16 protein-coding genes and 1 pseudogene are annotated in these 15793 nt (G+C 68.0%); 9 read left to right on the forward strand and 8 right to left on the reverse strand.

From position 1 onward, the window contains the following. The first annotated feature begins 24 nt into the window (after positions 1-24). From AC1VNX_RS13490 to cydX, 3 genes are read left to right on the forward strand one after another with little or no spacing between them, the layout of a single operon-like run. Positions 25-1644: a cytochrome ubiquinol oxidase subunit I gene (locus AC1VNX_RS13490; protein WP_483157138.1), complete on the forward strand. Its 1620-nt coding sequence runs from the start codon at positions 25-27 to the stop codon at positions 1642-1644. Continuing rightward, positions 1641-2795: a cytochrome d ubiquinol oxidase subunit II gene (gene cydB, locus AC1VNX_RS13495; protein ID WP_483157139.1), complete on the forward strand. Its 1155-nt coding sequence runs from the start codon at positions 1641-1643 to the stop codon at positions 2793-2795. Before AC1VNX_RS13490 ends, cydB begins: the two co-directional genes overlap by 4 nt. A gap of 22 nt (positions 2796-2817) precedes the next feature. Continuing rightward, positions 2818-2967: a cytochrome bd-I oxidase subunit CydX gene (cydX, locus tag AC1VNX_RS13500; protein WP_093201312.1), complete on the forward strand. Its 150-nt coding sequence runs from the start codon at positions 2818-2820 to the stop codon at positions 2965-2967. Positions 2968-2989: 22 nt separating this feature from the next. Here cydX and AC1VNX_RS13505 read toward each other — a convergent pair whose 3' ends face one another. The 3 genes and pseudogenes from AC1VNX_RS13505 to AC1VNX_RS13515 form a co-directional block, all read right to left on the reverse strand. Next, positions 2990-3571 carry a GbsR/MarR family transcriptional regulator gene (locus AC1VNX_RS13505; RefSeq protein ID WP_483157140.1) on the reverse strand — a complete coding sequence of 194 codons (582 nt, stop codon included), beginning with the start codon at positions 3569-3571 and terminating at the stop codon, positions 2990-2992. Positions 3572-3620: 49 nt separating this feature from the next. Then, positions 3621-4019, reverse strand: a complete 399-nt coding sequence (locus tag AC1VNX_RS13510) for a helix-turn-helix domain-containing protein (protein WP_483161949.1) — start codon at positions 4017-4019, stop codon at positions 3621-3623. A 57-nt stretch (positions 4020-4076) separates the two neighbouring features. Beyond that, positions 4077-4645, reverse strand: a pseudogene (locus AC1VNX_RS13515) (AraC family transcriptional regulator); the annotation flags it as partial. Positions 4646-4783: 138 nt separating this feature from the next. On the opposite strand from AC1VNX_RS13515, the gene AC1VNX_RS13520 reads away from it, so the two are divergent. The 6 genes from AC1VNX_RS13520 to AC1VNX_RS13545 are packed head-to-tail and all read left to right on the forward strand — an operon-like array spanning position 4784 to position 10117. Further along, on the forward strand, positions 4784-6343 hold the full coding sequence (locus tag AC1VNX_RS13520; RefSeq protein WP_483157141.1) for a long-chain-fatty-acid--CoA ligase: 1560 nt from the start codon (positions 4784-4786) through the stop codon (positions 6341-6343). A gap of 43 nt (positions 6344-6386) precedes the next feature. Further along, positions 6387-7571: a lipid-transfer protein gene (locus AC1VNX_RS13525; RefSeq protein ID WP_483157142.1), complete on the forward strand. Its 1185-nt coding sequence runs from the start codon at positions 6387-6389 to the stop codon at positions 7569-7571. A 15-nt stretch (positions 7572-7586) separates the two neighbouring features. Further along, positions 7587-8027 (forward strand): MaoC family dehydratase N-terminal domain-containing protein, encoded by a 441-nt coding sequence (locus tag AC1VNX_RS13530; protein ID WP_483157143.1) that lies wholly within the window; start codon positions 7587-7589, stop codon positions 8025-8027. Between the two features lie 17 nt (positions 8028-8044). Continuing rightward, a complete protein-coding gene (locus AC1VNX_RS13535; protein WP_483157144.1) occupies positions 8045-8464 on the forward strand; it encodes a MaoC family dehydratase in 420 nt (139 codons plus the stop codon). Between the two features lie 31 nt (positions 8465-8495). Further along, positions 8496-9326, forward strand: coding sequence for an SDR family NAD(P)-dependent oxidoreductase (locus AC1VNX_RS13540; RefSeq protein ID WP_483157145.1), 831 nt, complete (start codon positions 8496-8498; stop codon positions 9324-9326). Between the two features lie 2 nt (positions 9327-9328). Then, on the forward strand, positions 9329-10117 hold the full coding sequence (locus AC1VNX_RS13545; protein WP_483157146.1) for an enoyl-CoA hydratase-related protein: 789 nt from the start codon (positions 9329-9331) through the stop codon (positions 10115-10117). Positions 10118-10129: 12 nt separating this feature from the next. On the opposite strand, the gene AC1VNX_RS13550 is transcribed toward AC1VNX_RS13545, so the two are convergent. From AC1VNX_RS13550 to pip, 5 genes are all read right to left on the reverse strand, one after another. Beyond that, on the reverse strand, positions 10130-11062 hold the full coding sequence (locus tag AC1VNX_RS13550) for a DUF2167 domain-containing protein (RefSeq protein WP_483157147.1): 933 nt from the start codon (positions 11060-11062) through the stop codon (positions 10130-10132). Between the two features lie 52 nt (positions 11063-11114). Next, positions 11115-11801 carry a Fe2+-dependent dioxygenase gene (locus AC1VNX_RS13555; RefSeq protein ID WP_483157148.1) on the reverse strand — a complete coding sequence of 229 codons (687 nt, stop codon included), beginning with the start codon at positions 11799-11801 and terminating at the stop codon, positions 11115-11117. Between the two features lie 33 nt (positions 11802-11834). Beyond that, the gene (locus AC1VNX_RS13560; protein ID WP_483157149.1) at positions 11835-14138 is read right to left on the reverse strand and encodes a TonB-dependent receptor; all 2304 of its coding nucleotides are present in this window, start codon (positions 14136-14138) and stop codon (positions 11835-11837) included. 196 nt (positions 14139-14334) lie between these two features. Next, positions 14335-14757, reverse strand: coding sequence for a cupin domain-containing protein (locus AC1VNX_RS13565; RefSeq protein WP_301511418.1), 423 nt, complete (start codon positions 14755-14757; stop codon positions 14335-14337). Between the two features lie 79 nt (positions 14758-14836). Beyond that, positions 14837-15790 (reverse strand): prolyl aminopeptidase, encoded by a 954-nt coding sequence (gene pip, locus AC1VNX_RS13570; RefSeq protein WP_483157150.1) that lies wholly within the window; start codon positions 15788-15790, stop codon positions 14837-14839. Positions 15791-15793 lie beyond the last annotated feature (3 nt).

Here is a 15793-nt window from a genome sequence, read left to right on the forward strand (position 1 = left end):
AGGGAACACAAAGGAAGAACCCCCATGGACCTCGACATCGTCGCGCTATCGCGCCTGCAGTTCGCCGTCACGGCGCTGTACCACTTCCTGTTCGTGCCGCTGACGCTCGGACTCTCGATCATCATCGCCATCATGGAGACGGTCTACGTGATGACCGGCCGCGTGATCTGGCGCGACATGACCAAATTCTGGGGCGTGCTCTTCGGCATCAACTTCGCGATGGGCGTCGCCACCGGCATCGTGATGGAGTTCCAGTTCGGCATGAACTGGAGCTACTACAGCCACTACGTCGGCGACATCTTCGGGGCGCCGCTGGCCATCGAGGGGCTGATGGCCTTCTTCATGGAGGCCACCTTCGTCGGGCTGTTCTTCTTCGGCTGGGACAAGCTCTCCAAGGTGGGCCACCTGATCTCCACCTGGGCGGTGGCCATCGGCTCCAACTTCTCGGCGCTGTGGATTCTCATCGCGAACGGCTGGATGCAGAACCCCGTGGGCGCGGCCTTCAACCCGCAGACCATGCGCATGGAAGTGACCGACTTCGCCGCCGTGCTGACCAACCCGGTCGCGCAGGCCAAGTTCGTTCACACCGTCTCGGCCGGCTATGTGTGCGCCGCCGTGTTCGTGCTCGGCGTGTCGGCCTGGTACGTGCTCAAGGGCCGGCATCTGGCGCTCGCCAAGCGCTCGATGACGGTCGCGGCTTCCTTCGGCCTGGCCGCTGCGCTCTCGGTGGCCGTGCTCGGCGACGAGAGCGGCTATCTCTCTGGCGAGCACCAGAAGATGAAGCTCGCCGCCATCGAGGCCATGTGGGAAACGCAGCCCGCGCCCGCCGCCTTCACCGTCGTCGGCTTCCCCGACCAGCAGGCGCGCGAGACGCACTACGCCATCCACATCCCGGCGGTGATGGGCCTGATCGGCACGCGCTCGCTCAACACCGTGATGCCCGGCATCGACGAACTCGTGAAGCGCGCCGAGGCCCGCATACGCGAGGGCCTGAAGGCCTACGACGCACTGCAGAAGATCCGTGAGGCCGGCGGCCCCGACAAGGTGACACAGGGCGTGCGCGGCGACTTCGAGGACAACGGCATCAACATGGGCTACGCGCTGCTGCTCAAGCGCTATGTGGACGATCCGCGCAAGGCCACCGACGAGCAGATCGCCAAGGCCGCGTGGGACACCGTGCCGCAGGTGGCGCCGCTCTTCTGGCTGTTCCGCGTGATGGTGGGCATCGGCATGCTGCTGATCGTTCTGACCGGCACCTTCTTCGTGCTCTCGGCGCGCCGCAAGCTCGACAGCCACCGCTGGCTACTGAAGCTTGCCGTGTTCGCGATTCCGCTGCCGTGGATCGCCATCGAGTCGGGCTGGCTGGTGGCGGAGTTCGGCCGCCAGCCGTGGGTGATCGAAGGCGTGCTGCCGACCGCGGTGGCCGTGTCGAACCTCGGCGTGAAGACGCTGCTGCTCACGCTCGCGGGCTTCATCGCGATCTACACCGCGCTGCTCGTCATCGAGATGAAGCTGATGCTCAAGGCCATCCGCAAGGGGCCCGAGGCCGAGCATGCGCCTGACGAGGGCGACAGCCTCTCGCACATTCCGCCGGCCCATGCGGGCGCGGCAATTCCTTCTCCTTCCGCCGGGAGCGCAGCATGATTCTTCACACACTCCTCGACTACGACACCCTGCGCTTCATCTGGTGGCTGCTGATCGGCGTGCTGCTGGTGGGCTTCGCCGTGACCGACGGCTTCGACCTGGGCAGCGGCATGCTGCTGCCCTTCGCGGCGCGCAACGACATCGAGCGCCGCGTCGTCATCAATAGCGTGGGCCCTGTGTGGGAGGGCAACCAGGTCTGGCTGATCCTGGGCGGCGGCGCGATCTTCGCGGCGTGGCCGCAGTTGTACGCCGTGTCTTTCTCGGGCTTCTACCTTGCGATGTTCGTGATTCTCACGGCGCTGATCCTGCGGCCCGTGGCCTTCAAGTTCCGCAGCAAGCGCGAGTCGCCGCAGTGGCGTGCGCGCTGGGACTGGGTGCTGTTCTTCAGCGGCTTCGTACCGGCGCTGATCTGCGGCGTGGCCGTGGGCAACGTGCTGCAGGGCGTGCCGTTCCGCTTCAACCCCGACATGCACATCTTCTACGACGGCGGTTTCTTCGGCCTGCTGAACCCGTTCGCCATCCTCTGCGGTCTGGTGTCGGTGGCGATGCTGGTGATGCACGGCGCCGCATGGCTGCTGCTGAAGACCGCCGGGCCGGTGGCCGAGCGTGCGCGCACCTATGGCATGGTCGCGGCCGTGCTCACCGTCGTGCTCTATGCGCTGGCCGGCGTGCTGCTGGCGACGAGCATTGGCGGCTTCCGCATCAGCAGCGTGATCGATGCCACGGGGCCGTCGAACCCGATGCTGAAGACGGTCGAGCTGCACGCGGGCGCGTGGACCGCCAACTACGCGGCGCACCCATGGACGCTGGCGGCGCCGGCGGCCGGCTTCGTCGGTGCGCTCGGGGCGCTGCTGGGCCTCGCGCTGCGCCGCCCGGTGCTCGCGCTGCTGACGGCCGCGCTGGGCATCGCCGGCATCATCCTGAGCGTGGGGGCCTCGATGTTCCCGTTCATCCTGCCGTCGTCCATCGACCCGCGCGCCAGCCTCACGGTGTGGGACTCGTCCTCGAGCCACCTCACGCTGTTCATCATGCTGGTGGTCACGGCCATCTTCATCCCGCTGGTCGTGGCCTACACGAGCTGGGTCTACCGCGTGCTGTGGGGCAAGGTCGACGAACAGGCGATCCGCGACGAGAGCGGCCACGCCTACTGAAGAACCAAAGGAGGAATCAAAGATGTGGTATTTCGCCTGGATCCTCGGCCTGCCGCTGGCGGCCGCCTTCGCCGTGCTCAACGCCATGTGGTACGAACTCATGGACGACGAGGCGGTGCGCAAGGCCAAGCTCGGAACGCCCGAGCCGTCCTCGGGGCAGGAGCGGCTCTAGAGAGAAAGAGAGGAGGGCCGGCCTACTCGGCGGCTTTCTTCTTCGACGCCACGCCGCCCGTGATGCGGTCCTTGAGCGTCAGCACCTTCGTCACGGTCGCGCCCATGCCCATGAGCTTCATGGCGGTTTCGGGCGCGAGCCGCTGCACGTCGTCGAACCATTTCATCAGCCGGTCGATCAGGTCGTGCATCTCGCGCATGCGCTCCTGCGCGTGGCGCTCGGCGTCGCTTCGGGGCGATTCGAGCAGGGCGTTGCGCAGCATCGAGAGCGTGGGTTCGATCTCGCGGCGGCGGCGCTCCTCGGCCAGCACGCGGAAGATTTCCCACACGTCGGAAGGCGCCTCGAAGTACTCGCGCCTGTCGCCGGGGTGGTGCCGCAGGTGTACCAGCCGCCAGGCCTGGAGTTCTTTCAGGCCCATGCTGACGTTGGAGCGCGAGAACTCCAGCATTTCGGCGATCTCGTCGGCGTTAAGCGCGCGTTCAGAAAGAAAGATCAGCGCGTAGATCTGCCCGACGGTGCGGTTGATGCCCCACTTGCTGCCCATCTCGCCGAAATGGGCGACGAACTGGCGGTTGAGGGGCGGGAGATCGGAAGAGTTGGCCATGCGCCGGATTGTCGCGCGGATGGCTGTAGTTCCGGAAAGTCCTGAAAACTCAATCCTGTGCCGCGCGGCGCCGGTACGAGCCGGGCGCGCCGCCGGTCCACGTCTTGAAGGCACGCTGGAAGGCCGCGCTGTCGGCAAAGCCCAGCTCCCCGGCCAGCGCCGCGAGCGGCACGGTGCTGGTGTTGAGCCGCACGATGGCGAGGTCGCGCCGCAGCTGGTCCTTCAGCGCCTGGAACGAAGTGCCTTCGGTCGCCAGGTGCCGCTGCAGCGTGCTGACAGACATGTGGAGCACGTCGGCTGTGGTCGCGAGGTCGGGCCATGCGGGGCGGTGCTGCTGCAGCACCGTGCGCACCCGCGCGCTCACTGCCTGCTCCGCCAGGCTGGGCAGGATGACATTGGCCGTCGAGGCGGCCAGGAAAGTCTGCATCTGCCGTGCGTCGCGGTGCATCGGCGTGTCCAGCAAGGCGGCGTCGAACCACACGGCCGACAGCGGCTTGCCGAACTCCAGCGGAGCCGGGAACACCTTGGCGTAGTCGTCCGCGTAGGGCGGCAGCGCGAAGCCGAAGTCGAAGCGCCGCGCCGTCAGCCGGCCGCCGTGCAGCCATGCGAACAGCCGCCAGTACACCCGCAGCATCAGCTCGTGCAGGAAGTTCTGGTGCATGGGGGACGGACGTTCAGCCGCAGTCCGACGCCCGCGAGGGCGCCTTCGCGCAGCAGCACCAGCGACAGGTCGTCCTGCAGCAGGTCGAAGGTGCGGGCCACGCGGCGCAGCGCCACCTCGAAGGTGCGCGCGCCGATCGTGGAGCGCGTCATCAGCGCAAAGCTGCCGCAGCGCAGGCGGCGTGTGAGGAAACACAGGGCCTCGTCGTCCAGCCGCTCCATCAGCAGCGCGAAGAGGGCGACGTATTGTTCGGCGGTGACGCGCGATCCGGGTTCGTCGAGCAGCGCGGGCGCGATGCCGGCTTGTTCCAGCGCGGCATCGACGTCGATGGGCGCTTCGTCGCCCCGGGCACGGATACCCGAGAGCATGCCCTGGACGAAGATGATGGGAATGGTGACTGGCGGTTGCAGCATGGTGGCGCAGCGATCAGATCGCAAGCTCGCCGTCGTGTCGATTGAGGTTTTCTGCAATGCGAACGAAGCGAAGCGCAATCGCCGGGCCGGGCCCGCGTTCCTACCATTCGGCCACAGAACAAGAGACGGAGACACACCATGTACCTGACCCAGGGCCTCCACCGGGCCGTGCAGCAGCGTCCCGATGCCATCGCCGTGCGTTTCGCCGGCCGTGCCCGGACATTCCGCGACTTCGCCGAACGCGTCGCGCGCCTGGCCGGTGCGCTGCAGCGGCTGGGCATGGGGGAGGGCGACCGCGTCGCCATGCTGTCGCTCAACTCCGACCGCTACCTCGAATACCAGATGGCCGTGCCCTGGGGCGGCGGCGTGCTCAACCCCTGCAACATCCGCTGGTCGGCCGCCGAGATCCTCTATTCGCTGGAAGACTCGGGCTCCGGCATCCTGCTGGTCGACGAGACCTTCCGCGCGGTGGTCGAGCAGATGCGCAGCCAGTCGAAGAGCCTGCGCGAAGTCGTTTATTGCGGAGACGGCCCGGTGCCCGCCGGCATGCGCAGCTACGAAGGGCTGATCGACGCAGCCGTGCCGGTGCCCGACACAGTGCGGCGCGGCGAGGACCTGGCCGGCATCTTCTACACCGGCGGCACCACCGGCTTTCCCAAGGGCGTGATGCTGAGCCACACCAACATCTGCAGCTCGGCGCTCGCGGCACAGGCAGAGGGTTTGGCGCCGGCCGACGGCTGCTACCTGCACGCCGCGCCGATGTTCCACCTGGCCGACATGGGCCTGGCCACGCCGCACTGGTTCACGGGCAACACCCACGCCATCATTCCCATGTTCACGCCCGAGGGCGTGCTCGACGCCATCGAGCGCGACCGCGTGACCAGCCTGCTGCTGGTGCCTACCATGATCCAGATGCTGGTGGACCACCCCGCGATGCGGCAACCGCGCGACCTCAGCAGCCTGAAGAACATCACCTACGGCGCCTCGCCCATCTCCGAGGCCGTGCTCAACCGCGCGATGGAGGCGTTCCCGGGCGTGGGCTTCGTGCAGGCCTACGGCATGACCGAGCTCTCGCCCATCGCCACTCTCAACCCGGCCTACTTCCATACGGCCGAGGGCCGCAAGCAGGGCAAGCTGCGCTCGGCGGGCCGCGCCAGCGTGTGCATGGAAGTGCGCGTGGTCGACGCCGACGGCCAGGAGGTGCCGCGCGGCACCGTCGGCGAGGTGGCGGTGCGCGGCCCCAACGTGATGCAGGGCTACTGGAACAAGCCGGAGCAGACGGCCGCCGCGCTGCGCGATGGCTGGATGCACACCGGCGACGGCGCCTACATGGACGACGACGGCTTCATCTTCGTGGTCGACCGCATGAAGGACATGATCATCAGCGGCGGCGAGAACGTCTATTCGGCCGAGGTCGAGAACGCCATCAACCAGCACCCCGCGGTGGCGGCCTGTGCAGTCATCGGCATTCCGAGCGAGGAATGGGGCGAGGCGGTGCATGCCGTGCTGGTGCTCAAGCCGGGGCAGGGCGTCAGGTCCGAAGAGCTGATCGCCCACTGCAAGACCCTGATCGCCAACTACAAGTGCCCGCGCAGCGTGGCCGTCGTCGAAGCGCTGCCGCTGTCGGGCGCCGGCAAGGTACTGAAGACCAGGCTGCGCGAACCCTTCTGGCAGGGCCAGCAGCGCAGCGTGGCCTGAGTCCGTTTCTTTTTTCTTCGAACTTCCAGACAAGGAGCCTTTCATGAGTCAAGACGTTCATGTGGTCGGGGTCGGCATGATCCCGTTCACCAAGCCGGGCGCGAACCAGCCTTATCCCCAGATGGCAGCGCAGGCCACCAATGCCGCGCTGAAGGACGCCGGCATCGGCTACGAGCTGGTGCAGCAGGCCTACGTGGGCTACGTGTACGGCGACTCCACCGCGGGGCAGCGTGCGCTGTACGAGGTCGACATGACGGGCATTCCGGTCGTCAACGTCAACAACAACTGCTCGACCGGCTCCACGGCCCTGTTCCTCGCACGCCAGGCGGTCGCCAGCGGCGCGGCCGACTGCGTGCTGGCGCTGGGCTTCGAGCACATGAGCCCCGGCGCGCTCGGCGCGGTGTTCAACGACCGGCCCAGCCCCTTCGACCACTTCGAGAACATCACCGACGAGCTGGTCGGCAACGAGCAGGTGCCGCTCGCGCTGCGCTACTTCGGCGGCGCCGGGCTGGCGCACATGCAGCAGTACGGCACGCAGATGTCGACCTTCGCGAAGATCCGCGCCAAGGCCAGCCGCCACGCGTCGAACAATCCGGTGGCGCTTTTCCGCACCGTCGTCACCGAGGAGGAGGTCATGGCCGCGCCCGTCATGTGGCCCGGCGTGATGACGCGGCTGATGGCCTGCCCGCCCACCTGCGGCGCGGCAGCCGCCGTCGTCTGTTCGCCCCGTTTCGCCGAGCGCCACGGACTGGACCGCAGCGTGCGCATCAAGGCACAGGCCATGACCACCGACCGCCCCATCACCTTCGAGAGCCGCGACATGCGCGAGGTGGTCGGCTTCAGCATGGCACAGGAGGCCGCGCAGAAGGTGTACGACGCGGCAGGCGTCGGCCCGCAGGACGTGGACGTGGTCGAGCTGCACGACTGCTTCGCGCACAACGAGCTCATCAGCTACGAGGCGCTGGGCCTGTGCCCGGTGGGCGGCGCCGAGAAGTTCGTGGTCGATGGCGACAACACCTACGGCGGCAAGGTCGTCACCAATCCGTCGGGCGGGCTGTTGTCGAAGGGGCATCCGCTGGGCGCCACGGGCCTGGCCCAGTGCACGGAGCTGGTACAGCAGCTTCGCGGCACGGCCGACAAGCGGCAGGTGGAGGGCGCGCGCCTCGCGCTGCAGCACAACCTCGGACTGGGCGGTGCCTGCGTGGTCACGCTCTACGAGCGGGTCTGAGAGAAAGGGCCGCAGATGATCGACCGCAAATGGATCGGCCACGAGCTGCCGCCCTCGGTGCTGCCCATCGAGCGCAGCCGGCTGCAGTTCTTCGCCAAGGCCATCGGCGAGACCGACCCCGTCTACACCGATGCCGCCGCCGCGCGCGATGCCGGCTACCCCGACCTGCCCGCGCCGCCGACCTTCCTGTTCGCGGCCGAGCTCGATTCGGGCGCGTCCGACCGGCTGCTGGCCGACCTGGGCATTCCGCTGTCGAAGCTGCTGCACGGCGAGCAGGGCTTCAGCTACCACAAGCCAGCCTGCGTGGGCGACACGGTGACGGTGCGCTCCACCATCACCGACATCTACGACAAGAAGAACGGCGCGCTCGAATTCGTCGTCAAGACCTCGCGCGCCACCAACCAGCGCGACGAGCTGGTGGCCGAGCTGCGCTCGGTGATCGTCTGCCGCCACTGAGGACGGAGCCCGAACCGATGAATGCACCGACCTACGACGCCGTGAACGTCGGCGACGAACTGCCCGCGCTGCAGCTGCCGCCCGTGGACCGCACCACGCTCGCGCTCTTCGCAGGCGCCTCCGGCGACCACAACCCCATTCACATCGACACCGACTTCGCGCGCAAGTCCGGCATGCCCGACGTGTTCGCCCAAGGCATGCTGGGCATGGCCTGGCTGGGCCGGCTGCTCACGCAGTGGGCGCCCCAGTCGCAGCTGCGCCGCTTCGACGTGCGCTTCCAGGGCATCACGCATCTGGGCCACGCGGTGCGCTGCGGCGGCCGCGTGGTCGAGAAGCTGGAGCACGAAGGCGAGCGCTGCGTGCGCGTGGAGGTGCACAGCGCCAATCAATACGGGCAGACGCGCATCGCCGGCGAGGCGCTGGTCGCGCTGCGCTGAGGACTCACACCAACAAGGAAAGAACGCAGACATGACACTCAAGCTCGACGGCAAGGTCGCCCTCATCACCGGTTCGGGCCGCGGCATCGGCCGGGCCATCGCGCTCAAGCTCGCGTCGGAAGGCGCGCGCATCGTCGTCAACGACCTCGACGCGGAGCCGGCGGAAGAAACCGTGCAGGCCATTCGCGCCGCAGGTGGCCAGGCCGTAGCCTGCGTTGGCAGCGTGGCCGCGCCGGACTTCGCGGAGCGCTTCATCGGCACTGCGGTGAGCGAGTTCAAGGGGCTGGACATCATCGTCAACAACGCCGGCTACACCTGGGACAGCGTGGTGCAGAAGATGACCGACGAGCAGTGGTACGCCATGATCGACGTGCACCTGACCGCGCCGTTTCGCATCCTGCGGGCGGCGCAGCCGGTGATCCGCGCGCTGTCGAAGGCCGAGACCGAGGCGGGCCGGCGCGTGGTGCGCAAGGTGGTCAACATCTCGTCGGTGGCGGGGCTGTTCGGCAACGCGGGTCAGGCGAACTATGCGGCGGGCAAGGCGGGCATCGTCGGGCTCACGCAGACGTTGGCCAAGGAATGGGGCCGCATGAACGTGACGGTCAACTGCGTGGCCTTCGGCTTCATCCAGACGCGCCTCACCGCCAGTACCGCCGAGGCGGCCACCGCGAACATCGAGGGGCGCGAGATCAAGGTGGGCATCAACCCGGGGCTGCTGGCGATGATGGAGCAGTCAATTCCGCTGGGACGCGGCGGTACGCCAGAGGAAGCGGCTGGCGCGGTGTACCTGCTGTGCGCGCCCGAGTCGGACTACGTGAGCGGCCAGACGCTGATGTGCAGCGGCGGGCTCACGGGCATCTGAGCATGGAACTCAGCGAAGGCATCGCCTGGGGCGTGGAGGAGGGCATTGGCCGCATCGTTCTGAAGCGGCCCGAGCGCGCCAATGCGATCGGGGCCCGCAGCAGCCGGGCGCTGGTGCGGGCCATCGACGAAGTGCTGGCGGGCAAGCCTCGCGCCATCCTGCTGACCGGCGAGGGCCGCGTGTTCTGCGCCGGTGGCGACATCGGCGAGTTCGTGGCGGCGGGCGAAGCGCTGCCTGCGCTGGTCGACGAGATCCTCGACCGCCTGCATCCGGCATTGCTGCGCCTGTCGAACAACCCGGCGCCGCTGGTCGTCGCGGTGAACGGTTCGGTAGGCGGCGCGGGCGTGGGGCTGGCGCTGTGCGGCGACTTCGTGCTCGCCGCCGAATCGATGAAGCTGCGCACGGGCTATGCGGCCATCGGGCTGTCGCCGGACGCGGGCGCCTCGTACTTTCTCGCGCGCCGCGTGGGGCCGGTGCGTGCGCAGCAGTTGTTGATGCTGAGCGATGCCATCGACAGCCAGCGCTGTCTGGCATGGGGCGCGGTCGATGCGATCTACCCCGACACCGAGCTTGGGGCGGCCGCCGACGCGCTCGCCGCGCGGCTTGCGAACGGCGCCAGCGCATCGTTCGCCGGCATCAAGACGCTGTGCGCCGGTGCGCCGGCACGGCCCTTCGAGGAGCACCTGGCGCTGGAGCACAAGCTGCTGCGCGAGCGGGCAGGCAGCGCGGATGCGCGGGAAGGCGTGGCCGCCTTCGTGGCGAAGCGCACGCCCAGGTTCACCGGAACCTGAGCGCCGCCCGCGTCAGCCGTTGCGCTTGAACAGCTTCGCGATGCCCCAGAGCGCCGCGCCGCCGGCCACCACCGCCAGCTTCGCGAACTTGGCGAGGAAGGCCGCGATGATCGCGAACAGGCCCAGCTTCTTCACCGCCGCGCCGGCCACCAGCGCGGCCAGGCCGTAGGCGGCGACCTTGTCGGTGGACGAGTTGAAATCGGCGTACTTCTTGCCGTCGTCGTACTGGATCGCGCCGAGCAGCTTACTCGCGTCGGGCTTGTACTTGTCGAGGTCCTTCGCGTTGGTGATGAGGTTCAGGCTCAGGTAGCCCTCGCGGCCCAGCGCGTAAGTGTTGTAGTTGACGCCCTGGTTGCCGTCGGTGCTGCCCTTGCGCTGCGACAGCGCCGACCACACGAGGCGGTGCGAGGTGGAGTCGTACTGCGGCTTCTGTGCCCAGCCCGTGACCTCGATGGAAGGGATGCCGCGCTTGGCGCGCTCCTCGTTCGCGGCCTCGGTGCCTTCCTTCAGGCTCTTGAGCAGGTCGTCGGCGTTCCAGTCCTTGGCGTCGTCGTCCTTGATGTAGCCCTCCTTCACGAACTTCACCACCGCCATCCAGTCGGCGTCGTCGGCGGGAAAGATCGCGCCGATGAAGGTGTCGTCGGTGCGGTTGCCCATGCTGCGCATGAGCTGCGCGGCGGCGGGCGTCGGCACCCACACGTAGCCGGCGGGCAGGTGCAGTTGGGCCTGATCGCGCAGAACGATGTCGACGGGGCCGACTTTCTGCACGGCCTTGGCGGCCTTGAATGCGGCGTCCTGCTCGGCTTCGAGCGAGCTGGCGGTCGAGGCCTGGGTTGATGGAGCGGGCGGGGTGGTGGTCGGCGATGCGGCTTGGCTGGTTTGCGCCACGAAAGCGGCGCACGCGAGCAGCACGCCGGCCGTCAGGCGAGCGGTTTGAATACGCAAGTTCTCTCTCCTCGGTTGTTATGGATCTGGTGAGCCGGGAGAGTTTAAGGACTCAGGTGTCGCTCCACTTCCGCAACAGGTTGTGATACGTGCCCGTGAGCGTGCGGCGCGCCGATTCGTCCGCGCCGCTCTGGTTGAGGCGCTGGATGGCGTTGTCCATGTCGAAGAGCAGCGCGCGGTCCCCGGCGTCGCGCACGAGGCTTTGAACCCAGAAGAAGCATGCAACGCGCACGCCGCGCGTGATGGGCGTCACCTGGTGCAGGCTGGTGGCGGGGTAGAGCACCATGTCGCCGGCCGAGAGCTTCACAGTCTGCATGCCGTGCGTGTCTTCCATCTGCAGTTCGCCGCCGTCGTAGCTGTCGGCCTCCGACAGGAAGATGGTGGCCGAGAGGTCGGTGCGCAGCTTGCGGCCGGTGCGCGGGTCGATGCGTACGCCGCCGTCCACGTGCAGGCCGAAGCGCATGCCCTCGCTGTAGCGGTTGAACATCGGCGGGTACAGCAGGTTCGGCAGCGCCGCGCTGATGAAGGTCGGATGGCGTTCGAGCGCGCTCGCCACGATGGACTGGCACTCGTGCGCCACCGCCGAGGCTTCGTCGATCTGCTGGTTGAACTTGACCGGTGCGCCCTGGTGGCCCGCGGTGACACGGCCGTCGACCCACGCGTCGCCGGCAGCTTCCAGGCGCGAGCGGATCGATGCGAGCGCCTCGCGGTCGAGGATGCCGGGAATGCAGACCAGCATGGCGTGTCTTTCTCTCGAATGCTCCTGCGGACCTCAGAGCCGGTAGGTGAACGACAGCGTGGCGGCGCGGCCCGAGCCCGGCACCGCGCGGCCGCCGTCCGAGGGGATCAGCGCGTCGTAGTAGTGCCGGTTGGCCAGGTTGAACAGGTTCAGCCGGATGTCGTACTTGGGCTGATGGTAAGCGAGCATCGCATCCAGCCGCACGTAGCCGCCGACCTGCACGAGGTCGGTGTTGTTGGCGAAGCGCTTCGCGCTGTAGGTGGTGCCGCCGCCGATCTCCCACTCGGGCGTGATCGCGTAGGTGGCCCACAGGCTGGCCGCGTCCTTCGGCGTGTTGGCGGGCACCTTGCCGAGCGTGCCGGGCGCGATGCCGTCGACGATGGTCGCGTCCAGGTGCGTGTAGGCGCCGAAGAGCTGCAGCTTGTCGGTCACGCGGCCCGCCACGCCCGCGCGCGCGCCGTTCACGCGCACGGTGCCGGTCGCGCTGTAAGTGCCGTCGCTGTTCTGCGAGCGTGCATTCGTCTGCGTGATCTGGAAGGCGGCGGCGGTCAGCGAGAGGTTGCCGTCGTTGAAGTCCCACTTGCCGCCGAGTTCGTAGGCCTTGTTCTTCTGCGGCGGCAGCGGCTGCGTGGCGCCGGTGGTGGCCACGAGCTGCTCGAGCGAGGGGTTGAACGAGGTGCTGTACGACACGTAGTACGACTGCTCCGGTGTCGGCTGCCAGATCGCGCCGGCGCGCACGCTGGTGAAGTCGACGGTCTGGCTTTCGGAGGCGAGTGTGGTCGCGGTCGGAATGCTGTTGTAGATGCTCGCGCGATAGTGGTCCTGCCGCACGCCTGCCACCAGCTTCCATTGCGGGCTCAGCTCGATGGTGTCGTTCACGTAGCCGGCGACGGTGGTCGCGCTCGCGGTGGCCAGATTGCCGGGCAGCGAGGGCGCGGTGCTCGGCGTGTTGCCCTGGTAGGGCGCGAGCAGCGGTGAGCAGGTCGCGTAGCCGCTGGTGCCGCTCGCCGGGTTCAGTGCCACGCCCGCGCAGGTGCCGTTGCGGTAGTAGGCCTGGTTGGAGTAGGTGTCGTGGCCCAGCTCCAGGCCCGCGAGCAGCGTGTGCTTGACGGAGCCGGTGTCGAACTTCGTGTTGAGCTCGGTCAGGTTGAACAGCGACTTGTCGTGGATCGTGCGGTCGTGGCTCTGCTGGCGCACCCAGAGGCTGCTCAGCGGCAGCGAGGAGAACGCGGCCGCCGGCACGGCCGTGGTGCCGGTGGAGAAGGGCGTGAACACGCCCTTGGACGACAGCGTGCCGATGCTCTGCGGCGCGGTCTCGCGCGCGTCGGTCGTCACGTCGTTGTACTGGGTCTGGTTGCGGATCGAGGTGTCGGGCGTGAGCTTGTGCTGCACCACCGCGCTGAAGGCCTGGATGTCGGAGATGGTGCGGTCGTCGCTGAAGCCGTAGGCGGTGTCGCGGTCGACCTTCACCGGATGGCCGTTGAGCGGCGGCAGGCCGTAGTCGGGCTGGTCGCGGTTGTGCTGCACCAGCGCCGAGAGCGTGACCTGCGTGGGCGTGTTGATGCCGAACTTCAGCGAGGCGTCGAGGCCGAAGTCCTTCAGCTTGGTCTGCTCGCGCGTGCTGGCGTCGCCCTGCTGGCCCATTGCGGCGATGCGGAAGGCCGAGGTGTCGGACAGCGGGCGGTTGATGTCGACCGTGGAGCGCACGAGGCCGGTAGTGCTCGCCGACACCGAGACTTCGCCCGAGGGCGTGAGCGAGGGCTTCTTCGTGACCTGGTTGATCACGCCGCCGGTGGAGCCGCGCCCGAACAGCATCGACGAGGGGCCCATCAGCACCTCGACCGACTCGAGCGCGAAGGTGTCGCGGTAGTACTGCGCGCGGTCGCGGGCGCCGTCGAGGTAGATGTCGGTACGGGCCGAGAAGCCGTTGAGGTTGATGTTGGTGCCGATCTGCCCGCCCTCGGCGCCGCCGATGGTCAGGCCCGGCACGTTGCGCAGCGCGCTCGCCAGCGAGGTCGCACCCTGCGACTGCATCACCGCCTGGTTGATCACGGTGATGGACTGCGGCGCATCGCGCAGGTCGGCCGGCAGGCGGCTCAGCGAGGACGCGTTGGCGCCGAAGCTGTCCTTGTCCTGGGCGCCCTGGACCTGCACTTCACGCAGCGTGCCGGGGACCGAGGTGCCGGGCACGGGGGAGGACTGGGCGGCTTGTTCCTGTCGTGGCGGCTGCTGCTGTTGCTGCTGGGCGAAGGCGGCGGGAAGGGGAGAGGCGCACAGGCCGATCAGGGCAAGTGCGACCGGCGTGCGGCGACGCGAGGGAAGTGAGGTGCTGGTCATCGTCGAATCTCGGAAGGTGCGGACAAAAGCACCACCGGCCGGGATTCTGGCTGCGAATGACTCTCGTTTGTGGCTTGCTTGCCCCTGGTGTCTGGCTGAGGAGACAGCTTGCCTTCTTTACCGTGGAGGTCAGGTGGAAGACAGGTTTTCTGCCGTCGGCTTCAGGCCTGCCGTCTTCCGGGCGATCGACCCGGTTTCACTTCCAGGGCGTAGGCGCCGGCACCTCGCACACCGGCTCCACGTCGACGCTCTTGAAGTCCGCAGGCGAGACGATCTCCAGGTACTCCATGTCGGGCGAGTAGTCGAACAGGAAGTGCCGGATGCCCGGGCGCTGGTGCACCACGTCGCCGGCCTCGACCAGCGTTTCCTTGTCTTCGTACATGAAGCGGGCCCAGCCCTTGACCATGATCACGATCTGGAAGTCCGCCTCATGGCGGTGCCAGCCGGTGCCCGTTTCCGGTGCCATGTTGGCCTTGACCAGATGCGCGATCACCTTGCCGTTGGTGGCTTCGGCGATGCCCAGGTCGCGATAGAGAAAAAAGTCACGCAAACCACCCGATACGAACTCGGTGTCGCCAGGCTTCACGTGGGAGAACTGGGTGGCGGTACGGTCCAGCATGGGGCGCTCCTTCGCAGGTGGTGGGTGTTGCGGTGCAACACGCATAAAGCGTTCCCGGGCTGGGCCGGCTGCGAGCGATTCAGCGGCTTGCGAAACCGTCGGTCGCGCGCAGCAGCCGGTCGAGGATGCCGGGCTCCGAGTAGGCGTGCCCCGCGCCCTCGATCAGATGGAACTCCGCCTGGGGCCAGGCCTTGTGCAGTGCCCAGGCGTAGCGCGCGGGGCAGGGCATGTCGTAGCGGCCGTGCACGATCACGCCGGGGATGCCGTGCAGCCGGTGCGCGTCGCGCAGCAGCTGGCCTTCTTCCAGCCAGGCGTCGTGCACGAAGTAGTGGTTTTCCAGCCGTGCGAAGGCCAGCGCGAAATGATCTTCGCCATGCGCCGCGGCAATCGCCGGGCTGGGTAGCAGCGTGATGGTCTCGGCCTCCCACACGCTCCAGGCGCGCGCCGCCTCGATGCGTGCGACCGGGTCGTCGCCGGTGAGCCGCTTGCGGTAGGCGGCGATCATGTCGCCGCGCTCGGCCTCCGGAATGGGCGCCTGGAACTTCTCCCACTTGTCGGGGAACATCTCCGACACGCCGAACTGGTAGTACCACCGGAGCTCCGCCCGGGTCACGGTGTAGATGCCGCGCAGCACCAGTTCGCTCACGCGTTCGGGATGTTTCTGGGCGTAGGCGAGGGCGAGCGTCGAGCCCCAGGAGCCGCCGAACACCAGCCACTTGTCGACACCGGCGCGCTCGCGCAGGCGCTCGATGTCGGCGACCAGATGCCATGTGGTGTTGGCCTCCAGGCCGGCGTGCGGCAGCGAGCGGCCGCAGCCGCGCTGATCGAAGAGTGTCAGGTCGTAGCGTGCCGGATCGAAGAGGCGCCGGTGCTCCGGCGAGATGCCGCCGCCGGGGCCGCCATGCAGGAACACCGCCGGCTTGGCACCGGGCGTGCCGCAGCGCTCGTAGTAGATCCGGTGGCCGTCGCCCACGTCGAGCATGCCGCTTTCGTACGGTTCGATCGGAGGATATGGTTGGCGCAGTTCGGTCATTGG

The organism is Variovorax sp. TLI9-5A (assembly GCF_056867935.1).

Bases quoted from the DNA above. Each gene is read 5' to 3' on its own strand.
- AC1VNX_RS13510 (WP_483161949.1), bottom strand. From the start codon at position 4,019: ATGCACCGCGACGCACGGCAGATGCAGACTTTCCTGGCCGCCTCGACG.
- cydB (WP_483157139.1), top strand. From the start codon at position 1,641: ATGATTCTTCACACACTCCTCGACTACGACACCCTGCGCTTCATCTGG.
- AC1VNX_RS13505 (WP_483157140.1), bottom strand. From the start codon at position 3,571: ATGGCCAACTCTTCCGATCTCCCGCCCCTCAACCGCCAGTTCGTCGCC.
- AC1VNX_RS13490 (WP_483157138.1), top strand. From the start codon at position 25: ATGGACCTCGACATCGTCGCGCTATCGCGCCTGCAGTTCGCCGTCACG.
- AC1VNX_RS13545 (WP_483157146.1), top strand. From the start codon at position 9,329: ATGGAACTCAGCGAAGGCATCGCCTGGGGCGTGGAGGAGGGCATTGGC.
- cydX (WP_093201312.1), top strand. From the start codon at position 2,818: ATGTGGTATTTCGCCTGGATCCTCGGCCTGCCGCTGGCGGCCGCCTTC.
- AC1VNX_RS13560 (WP_483157149.1), bottom strand. From the start codon at position 14,138: ATGACCAGCACCTCACTTCCCTCGCGTCGCCGCACGCCGGTCGCACTT.
- AC1VNX_RS13530 (WP_483157143.1), top strand. From the start codon at position 7,587: ATGATCGACCGCAAATGGATCGGCCACGAGCTGCCGCCCTCGGTGCTG.
- AC1VNX_RS13540 (WP_483157145.1), top strand. From the start codon at position 8,496: ATGACACTCAAGCTCGACGGCAAGGTCGCCCTCATCACCGGTTCGGGC.
- AC1VNX_RS13565 (WP_301511418.1), bottom strand. From the start codon at position 14,757: ATGCTGGACCGTACCGCCACCCAGTTCTCCCACGTGAAGCCTGGCGAC.
- AC1VNX_RS13535 (WP_483157144.1), top strand. From the start codon at position 8,045: ATGAATGCACCGACCTACGACGCCGTGAACGTCGGCGACGAACTGCCC.
- AC1VNX_RS13555 (WP_483157148.1), bottom strand. From the start codon at position 11,801: ATGCTGGTCTGCATTCCCGGCATCCTCGACCGCGAGGCGCTCGCATCG.
- AC1VNX_RS13520 (WP_483157141.1), top strand. From the start codon at position 4,784: ATGTACCTGACCCAGGGCCTCCACCGGGCCGTGCAGCAGCGTCCCGAT.
- AC1VNX_RS13525 (WP_483157142.1), top strand. From the start codon at position 6,387: ATGAGTCAAGACGTTCATGTGGTCGGGGTCGGCATGATCCCGTTCACC.
- pip (WP_483157150.1), bottom strand. From the start codon at position 15,790: ATGACCGAACTGCGCCAACCATATCCTCCGATCGAACCGTACGAAAGC.